7 protein-coding genes are annotated in these 9,189 nt (G+C 36.6%); all 7 read left to right on the top strand.

The genetic code is table 11. The features are described 5' to 3' along the window. On the top strand, positions 1 to 252 hold a 252-nt coding region (locus PCY08_RS08240; protein WP_301560028.1), incomplete at its 5' end, for an LPXTG cell wall anchor domain-containing protein. Positions 253 to 537: 285 nt separating this feature from the next. Next, positions 538 to 2,772, top strand: a complete 2,235-nt coding sequence (locus PCY08_RS08235; protein WP_301560027.1) for a Cna B-type domain-containing protein — start codon at positions 538 to 540, stop codon at positions 2,770 to 2,772. Positions 2,773 to 2,987: 215 nt separating this feature from the next. Further along, positions 2,988 to 3,695 carry a glucosamine-6-phosphate deaminase gene (locus PCY08_RS08230; protein WP_301560026.1) on the top strand — a complete coding sequence of 236 codons (708 nt, stop codon included), beginning with the start codon at positions 2,988 to 2,990 and terminating at the stop codon, positions 3,693 to 3,695. Positions 3,696 to 3,964: 269 nt separating this feature from the next. After that, entirely contained in the window at positions 3,965 to 4,141 is a 177-nt protein-coding gene (rpsU, locus tag PCY08_RS08225) for a 30S ribosomal protein S21 (protein ID WP_000048054.1), read from the top strand. A gap of 408 nt (positions 4,142 to 4,549) precedes the next feature. Further along, positions 4,550 to 7,282, top strand: a complete 2,733-nt coding sequence (locus PCY08_RS08220) for an MBL fold metallo-hydrolase (protein WP_301560025.1) — start codon at positions 4,550 to 4,552, stop codon at positions 7,280 to 7,282. A gap of 189 nt (positions 7,283 to 7,471) precedes the next feature. Then, positions 7,472 to 8,407 carry an HPr(Ser) kinase/phosphatase gene (gene hprK, locus PCY08_RS08215; RefSeq protein WP_049530905.1) on the top strand — a complete coding sequence of 312 codons (936 nt, stop codon included), beginning with the start codon at positions 7,472 to 7,474 and terminating at the stop codon, positions 8,405 to 8,407. Further along, positions 8,400 to 9,188, top strand: a complete 789-nt coding sequence (gene lgt / locus PCY08_RS08210) for a prolipoprotein diacylglyceryl transferase (RefSeq protein ID WP_049504378.1) — start codon at positions 8,400 to 8,402, stop codon at positions 9,186 to 9,188. Before hprK ends, lgt begins: the two co-directional genes overlap by 8 nt. Position 9,189 lies beyond the last annotated feature (1 nt).

Genomic DNA, 9,189 nt, shown 5'->3' with positions numbered 1-9,189 from the left:
GTAAGAGTCAACACTTTACCATCCTTAGTTACAGTAACTCCAACACCGCCAACACCGCCAACACCGCCAACACCGCCAACACCACCAACACCACCAACACCAGTAACACCACCAACACCAGAAAAACCTAAAGGTCCTGAGTTGCCAAACACTGGTGAACAATCTAAATCTGGAATTGCTGCACTTGGTGCTGCACTTGGTCTTGTAGGTCTAGGTTTGGTTGCGAAACGCAAAAAAGAAGATGAAGCTTAATATTTCTAGTTTTCTAGAATGATTCAAGATTTGTCTTTGAATATCTAAACAATAGATATTCTAAAGTTGGTTATACATTTATTAAATAAGTGTATGTAATCGCAAGAAGAGAGGTTAATACCTCTCTTCTTGTTTTTATAATTTATTTAAGAAACCGAAAACTTTGAATAAAAATAAAACTTTAAAATTAATTAAACAAATGGTAAGTAATTGTACATTTTTCAAATAAGTATGATATAATATGATTAGATAATCAAATGTTTTCTAATCGTAAAGGAGGTTATTATGAAGCATAAATTGTCTAAATGTTTAACATTTTTTTTAATGTTTTTGCTAATAGGCTTATCAATAGTTAAATTAGCAAAAACAGTTCAAGCGGATTCGGTGACGGGTTATAATCTTGATACTAAGATTATTCATGAGCGATCTGGCCTTGAATTGAGTGATGATGTGGAAGTTATTGCTGGGGAACGTTTAATCGCAACTTATCAATTAACTTTTCCAGATAGTCAGAGTATCTCTGAGAATGATCAATTGATTTTAGATATTCCTAGAGAGCTTAGATTGATTACAAATTTGACCTTTGACGTTACAAATAGTAAGGGCACGAAGGTTGGTATTGCTCAAACAGATCCTAGTACAGGAAAAGTTACGGTAACTTTCACAGATTATTTTGCTAAGAGGCCTGAGAATAAAGAGATTTCTTTACAGTTTAATTTAACTATTAATCGAGAAGTCATTAAGGAGAGTCAACCAGTTACTGTTACCATTGGTCATAAGACTTATAGTTTCAAGTACAAACAAGACAGTGGTGAAGCAGGCGACTATGAGATGAAATACGGTTATCAAGATGATACAGATCCAAGTATTATTAAGTGGCGTATTCTCCTGAATGCGAATCAAGATATGATTCGTGGGATGACAATTACGGATACTTTTGGGGATGGACAAACCTTAATTCCTGAGAGTTTTCGTGCAGTTCGTTATGAAACACAACCAACAAAAATTCGTAACGAAGCTCATATTCTCACGTTAGAGCCATCAGATAACTTTTCAAACAAGGCAGTATTCACTAAAAATGCTCAAGGAGGAATCACAGGCTTTACGATTCCATTTGGAGATAACTATCATTGGGCAATGTATATTGAATACTCTACTAAATTACCAGATGGAGTTCCTGCAGGTTCATTAGTATCGAATAATTTAGCATGGTCTGCAACAAATTTTAAGACACGTAGTATGGTACGTGAAGTCCGTCTAGAGTCAGGATCAGGTTTTGGTAACGCAGAAAAATCAGAATCAGTTATCTTAAAGGCTCACAAAACTTTAAAAGGGAAAACACTAGAAAAAGATCAGTTTAACTTTGCACTTTATGATGCTGCAAACCCTAGTGAACCCCTTCAAATTGTTAAAAATGCTGAAGATGGAAGTGTAACCTTCAATGCGATTAAGTATAAAAAAGAAGGTGTTTACAACTATATTATTCGTGAAGTTATTCCTGAAAGCACTGATAATTACGATTATGATAGTCATGAACTAAAGGTTACTGTAACAGTAACGGATGATGATGGTATCAAAATGGGAACAGTGTCTTACGGTGAAGAGGAAACTACATTTACCAATACTTATCGAGGAAATACAAGTATAAAAGGTAAGAAAATTTGGAATGATACAGATAACAAAGCTGGCATTCGTCCAGATGCTATAACCGTTCGTCTTTTAGCTAACGGTAAAGAAGTAGCAAGTAAATCTGTTAAATCAGAAGATAATTGGAACTTTACATTTGATCAGCTACCTGAAAATGATGCTGAAGGAAATGCAATTGTTTATACTGTAGCAGAAGACAAAGTTGAGGGGTATACGACAGAAATAGATCAGACAAACCATATCATCACTAATACACATATCCCTAATATTCCTGATACTCCTGAAGTGACAGAATTAAAAGTCAGAAAGCTTTGGGATGATGCTGATAATAAAGCAGGAAAACGCCCAAGTAGCATTAAGGTACAACTCTATGCTGATGGAAGTAAAGTCGGGCAAGAAGTTATTTTGAACGAAGATAATAATTGGACTCATACTTTTACAAATCTTCCGAAATATTTAGCAGGAAAAATGATTAGCTATACAATTAGTGAAGTCAATGTTCCTGAGGGATATGTATCAAAAACAGTTCGAGATAATGAAACGAACCTAGTTTTGATTAATACCTATCAACCACCAGTACCTCCAGGTCCAGTAACGCCTCCAGGCCCAGTAACGCCTCCAGGCCCAGTAACGCCTCCAGGCCCAGTAACGCCTCCAGGCCCAGTAACGCCTCCAGGCCCAGTAACGCCTCCAGGTCCAGTAACACCACCAAGTTCAGTTACACCTCCAGCACCAGGAACATCATCAACGCCTGAAAAGAAAAAGGCTAATGAGTTACCGAAAACAGGTGAACAGAAAACTACAGTTTTAATCGTTTTAGGAGTAGCGCTTGGTTTAGTTGGATTGAGTTTGGTTGCTAAACGTAAAAAATAATATAAGAAAAAGAAACATTTTCCAAAATATAATCAGGAAGTGTTTCGGATATAAGATTTAAGAGAGGACGTCAAACTCCTCTCTTTTTTGGAGTAGGTAGACCTATCAATTGATTTCTTTAGTATATTTATATTTTCAACAAAAATAAACCGTTTTCACTTGACAAAAATTGGTCTATACCATATAATAAAATAAAGAATATGGAGGACAAAATTATGAAAGTTATTCAAGTGGAAAATCCAATTGAAGGTGGAAAAGTTGCTTTTGATATCTTAAAAGAAAAATTGGAAAACGGTGCACAGACATTGGGACTTGCAACAGGAAGTAGCCCTCTGGAATTTTATCAACAAATCGTTGAGAGCAATCTTGATTTTTCAAATCTTACAAGTGTGAACTTGGATGAGTACGTAGGTCTTGATGGGGACAATCCTCAATCATACCGTTACTTTATGCAAGAAAATTTATTCAACAAGAAGCCATTTAAAGAAAGTTTCTTGCCACGTGGTGTCAAGGATAATGCAGAAGCAGAAGTAGAACGCTACAACCAAATTCTTGCTGACCATCCAGTTGACCTACAAATCTTAGGAATTGGTCGCAATGGTCATATTGGCTTTAATGAACCAGGCACACCATTTGACAGTCAAACTCATCTTGTAGAACTTGACCAGTCTACTATCGAAGCTAACGCACGTTTCTTTGAAAAGATTGAAGATGTTCCAACACAAGCTATTTCAATGGGGATTAAGAACATTTTGGATGCTAAGTCTATCCTTCTCTTTGCTTATGGTGAATCAAAAGCAGAAGCTATCGCTGGAACTGTTGAAGGTCCTTTGACAGAAAGTCTACCTGCAAGTAGCCTACAAAACCATCCAGATGTGACCATTATCGCCGATGCAGCAGCACTTAGCTTGTTAAAAAAATAAGATTTTAATCATTAAAGACCATTCGATCCTATGGATTGGGTGGTTTTTGGTCTGGATATGCTCAAAAAATGAATACAGTTTATCTGAAAGTGGTACAATAATTTTAATAGAGGAGTGAGTGATAGATTTTCCCTTGAAAAGAAGAATATATAATCCTCATTTTTTAAAAATTAAATGGAATGATTTGGGAGAATTTCATTTTTTTCTTGACAATTTTCTTCATTCCGTGTAAAATAGAGTAGATCTTGAACTTGAAGGGAGTGAAAAAAATGTCTAAAACAGTAGTACGTAAGAATGAATCTCTTGACGATGCTCTTCGTCGTTTCAAACGTGCAGTTACTAAAGCTGGTACTCTTCAAGAAACACGCAAACGTGAATTCTATGAAAAACCTTCTGTAAAACGTAAACGTAAATCAGAAGCAGCTCGTAAACGTAAAAAATTCTAATTAATAAGAAAGGCTAGACTTGTCTAGTCTTTTTTGTTAGCTTCTAAGAGTGAAATCTCAGAGAGGATAGTTAATTCAGTGTTAAATAGATATAATGATATTAATTATAGCTGATTTTTTAAGATAGTGTTAAAAGATTAGAGTCAAGAAAGTATTTTTGCAGAGAAGGTTATAAACAAGCAGATAGAAGTCTAGGGAAAAATTATCAGAAACAGTTACTGAAGAAAAGCTATAGAGTACTATGATTACAGATAAAAGAGTACGAAAGTTCATCTTTCATATGTAAATACTATTGCAGAAAGAAGTCATTTTGGGTAGTAAAAATGACATTTTACATTTTTACACCCCTTTTTCATGTTTTTTTGGTATAATTATATATATTAGTAGAAAAATCTGAGAGGCTTTATCATGAAAAAAACAAAAGTTGCAGTCGCTTTAGGAGCATTTTTGTTTCTTAGTGTCAGCGCAAGAGTTGAAGCGGACACAAGTTCGCAGTCTGACGTGAATCGGATTCATTTCATTAATACCAAAGGAAGTCCAGGTACAGATGCCATTTTGCTTGAAAGTAATGGGCATTATGCGCTGATAGATATGGGTGAAGACTATGACTTTCCGGATGGGAGCGATCCCCTTTATCCATTAAGATCGGGGATTATTACGTCAAATTTCTACGCAATTGAAGATCGACTTTTCCGTCATCTTGACCATGTAGGTGTTCAGAAGTTAGACTTTATGCTTGGAACACATGTTCATAGTGACCATATCGGTGGAGCTGACGAAGTTCTAAAAAAATATAAGGTTGATAAATTTTATCTAAAACGATATTCGGATGATCGAATTGCCACTCAATGGGGCTTGTGGGATAACCTTTTCAACTATAATAATGCTCTGAATGCCGCTAGAAAATATGGAGTCAATCTTATCCAAGATATCTCTGATAATGATAGTCATTTCAAATTGGGGGATATGGATATTCAGTTGTATAACTACAAGAATGAATACGGTCCAGATGGAAAATTAAAGAAAGTATATGATGATAATCCAAACTCGATTGTTGCTGTAGTTACAGTGAATGGAAAGAAAATTTATCTGGGTGGGGATCTTGATAATGTTTATGGAGCTGAAGATCGCTTAGGACCACAAATTGGGAAAGTAGATTTGATGAAGTGGAACCATCACCTCGATGGAAAAGTTTCGAACAGCATTAATTTCCTCAATAACCTCTCTCCATCTATCGTTGTGCAAACAACAGGTTTGGATATCAATGTTCAAGCAACAAGAGATAAATTGAAAGAGATGAATGTTCAAGTCGTTCATGCTTCAAGTGATAAAAAAGATGCTACTGTCTTTGATATAAAAACAGATGGCATTAATAATATTTCTCAAGAATACCCAGATATTCCGAATACTACTGCACGTTGGATTACTGAAGATGGATATAAGAAGTATTATTTCGCTGATGATCAGATGGCAACTGGTTGGCATACAATTGATGGAGCGAAATACTTCTTCAATGGTAAAGGACATCTGCAACAAGATAAATGGCTTCAAGATTTTGATGATGAAGGTACTCTTAAATCTTTATATATGGATAAAGATGGGAAGTTACAAACTTCTAAATGGCTTCAAATCGACAAGCATTGGTATTATGTAGATTCTAAAGGATATCGAAAAGAGTCCGAGTTAGCAATCATTGATGGTAAGACCTATTACTTTGACGAAAAAGGGATTATGCAAACTGGTACCAGAACAGTGAATGGAGCAACTCTGGTCTTTGATGATACAGGTGCGCTTTCAAATGAAGTAAGAGCATCATCCTGGAATAAAATTGGTAATAAATGGTATTACCTAGATGAAAATAAAAAAATGACCATTGGTTTCAAAGAAATTGACGGAAAGTTGTACTATTTCAATGAAGCCGGAGAAATGGGAACTTATTGGCAATACACACACCAAAAATGGTATTACTTTAGCGCTTCAGGTGAAATGAAACGTGGTTGGCTCTATGATGCAGGTAAATGGTATTATCTAGATCCTAAAACTGGAGAAATGTTCACTGGTTTAAATAAAATTGATGGTAAACTCTATCGCTTCAATGATGGAGGCGTCATGTCAACTGGTTGGGAACAGTTTGATAACAAATGGTACTATTATACATCTAGTGGTGATCAGAAAAAAGGCTGGCTTAAATACAACAATGACTGGTACTATCTCGAACTGAAAGATGGAGAGATGGTTACAGGAACCAAAGAAATTGATGGGCAACAATATAGCTTTAAAGATAGTGGTGCTATGGTTACTGGCTGGAAACAAGAAGATGACAAATGGTACTATTATGCATCAAGTGGTGAACTGAAAAAAGGCTGGATTAAATATGCTGGTGATTGGTACTATCTTGATTCGAAAGATGGAGAGATGGTTACAGGAACCAAAGAAATCGATGGGCAACAATATAGCTTTAAGGCTAGCGGTGCTATGGTTACTGGCTGGAAACAAGAAGATGACAAATGGTACTATTATGCATCAAGCGGTGAGCAGAAAAAAGGTTGGATAAAATCTGCAGGTAAATGGTACTACTTGAATCAAAATGACGGCGTTATGGTGACCGGTAGACAGGAAATTGATGGTGTCAAATATAGCTTCAATCAATCTGGAGCTATGGAAACCGGATGGGTATTTGATGGCAAAGATTGGTACTATCATAAAGAATCTGGAGCCGCAGAGACTGGTTGGTTCAGGTACTCTGGTAAATGGTATTACTTAGACAATGAGACTGGTAAAATGGTCACAGGTATCCATGAAGTATCTGGAGATTACTATTACTTTAATAAGTCTGGTGAAATGCAAGTTGGTTGGATTCAAGAAAAAGGAGACTGGTATTACTTCAAACCAAGTGGAGAAATGCTTCGAAATGCAACTACACCTGATGGTTACAAAGTAGGTAGTGACGGTAGAATGCTTTCTAATGGAGTAACAACAACCACAAGCACTACAGCTACGACTCCAAACACAACAACAACTGTAGAAGAACCAGCTTCAACAGAAGCAACTCTAAGAGAACCAGCTGAACATACAACTGAATCTACAACAAGTAGTGAAGAAAAATCAGTACCAGCTAGCAGTGATAAAGCGTCTGACTAGTATAGTACTGTTGGATAGTTGAATAACTAAAGAGAAGGGATTAAACACTTATCTAGTGTTTAATCCCTTTTGACTGTTAAATTATAATGGTTGCTTTCTTAAATAAATACCCCAAACACTGTTAAAAACATAAACTTCCTACTACAATTTGATATAATAGTAGGGAGAACTCGATTGAAGGAGAAAATTATGTCGGTTTTAGTTAAAGAAGTGATTGATAAGCTCAGACTAGACATTGTCTATGGTGAGCCAGAATTACTTGAAAAGGAAATCAATACGGGCGATATTTGTCGTCCAGGTCTCGAAATGACAGGCTATTTTGATTACTATACCCCAGAGCGGATTCAACTATTGGGGATGAAAGAGTGGTCTTATCTGATTAGCATGTCTTCTCATAACCGCTATCAGGTATTGAAAAAATTGTTCCAACCGGAAACACCTGCAGTTATTGTTGCGCGTGGTTTAGTAGTTCCAGAGGAAATGCTAAAGGCCGCTAGAGAATGTAAAATCGCTATTTTAACGAGTCGTACAGCAACAAGTCGTCTGTCTGGAGAATTGTCAAGTTACCTAGATTCTCGTTTGGCTGAGCGTGAAAGTGTACATGGTGTCTTGATGGATATCTATGGTATGGGTGTGTTAATCCAGGGTGACAGTGGTATTGGTAAGAGTGAGACAGGTCTAGAACTCGTGAAACGAGGACACCGTTTGGTGGCTGATGATCGTGTAGATATCTTTGCTAAGGATGAAATGACTCTCTGGGGTGAACCAGCTGAAATCTTGAAGCATTTACTTGAGATTCGTGGTGTTGGTATTATAGATGTGATGAGTCTTTATGGTGCCAGCGCAGTTAAGGATTCTTCACAAGTTCAGTTAGCTGTCTATCTTGAAAATTATGACACGCAAAAGACTTTTGATCGCCTAGGCAATAATGCTGAGGAATTGGAGATTTCTGGAGTAGCTATTCCACGTATCCGCATTCCTGTAAAAACAGGACGTAATATTTCTGTAGTTATCGAAGCAGCAGCGATGAATTATCGTGCTAAGGAAATGGGCTTTGATGCTACTCGCTTGTTTGAAGAAAGATTGACAAATCTGATTGCAAAGAACGAGGTGAAAGATGATTGATCCAATCGCTTTTCAAATTGGTCCTTTAGCTGTTAGATGGTATGCACTCTGCATTGTTTCAGGTCTTGTTTTAGCGGTATATCTTGCTAGTAAAGAAGCGCCTAAAAAGAAGATTTTATCTGATGATATTTTGGACTTTATCTTAATTGCCTTTCCTTTATCCATCATTGGTGCTAGACTCTACTATGTTATTTTTAGATTTGATTATTATAGCCAACATCTGGGAGAGATTTTTGCTATTTGGAATGGTGGTCTTGCGATTTATGGTGGTTTAATTACTGGAGCGATTGTTCTCTATATCTTTGCGGATCGCAAATTAATCAATACTTGGGATTTCTTAGATATTGCAGCTCCGAGCGTCATGATTGCACAGAGTTTAGGGCGTTGGGGAAACTTCTTTAACCAAGAAGCTTATGGAGCAGTCGTTGAAAATCTTGATTACTTACCTGATTTTATTAAGAATCAGATGTATATTGATGGCTCTTACCGCCAACCGACCTTCTTATACGAATCTATCTGGAATCTGATCGGTTTTGCCTTGATTGTCATTTTTAGACGCCGATTAAAGAATATCCGTCGTGGTCATATCACTGCTTTTTATCTAATTTGGTACGGATTTGGACGTATGATTATCGAGGGCATGCGTACGGATAGTCTCATGTTCTTTGGACTCCGAGTATCCCAGTGGTTGTCTGCCCTATTGATTGGCCTTGGTATTTATATCATCTTTTATCAAAATCGGAAAAAAGCACCATTTTATAATGTAAAAAAGGAGAATTAAA

Origin of the sequence: Streptococcus sp. SO4, from assembly GCF_030440055.1 — a bacterium.
Lineage (GTDB): Bacteria > Bacillota > Bacilli > Lactobacillales > Streptococcaceae > Streptococcus > Streptococcus nidrosiense.
This window is presented reverse-complemented; position numbering and strand designations above follow the sequence as displayed.

Coding starts and splice junctions, on each gene's coding strand:
- hprK (WP_049530905.1), top strand. CDS start 7,472: ATGTCGGTTTTAGTTAAAGAAGTGATTGATAAGCTCAGACTAGACATT.
- PCY08_RS08230 (WP_301560026.1), top strand. CDS start 2,988: ATGAAAGTTATTCAAGTGGAAAATCCAATTGAAGGTGGAAAAGTTGCT.
- PCY08_RS08220 (WP_301560025.1), top strand. CDS start 4,550: ATGAAAAAAACAAAAGTTGCAGTCGCTTTAGGAGCATTTTTGTTTCTT.
- rpsU (WP_000048054.1), top strand. CDS start 3,965: ATGTCTAAAACAGTAGTACGTAAGAATGAATCTCTTGACGATGCTCTT.
- lgt (WP_049504378.1), top strand. CDS start 8,400: ATGATTGATCCAATCGCTTTTCAAATTGGTCCTTTAGCTGTTAGATGG.
- PCY08_RS08235 (WP_301560027.1), top strand. CDS start 538: ATGAAGCATAAATTGTCTAAATGTTTAACATTTTTTTTAATGTTTTTG.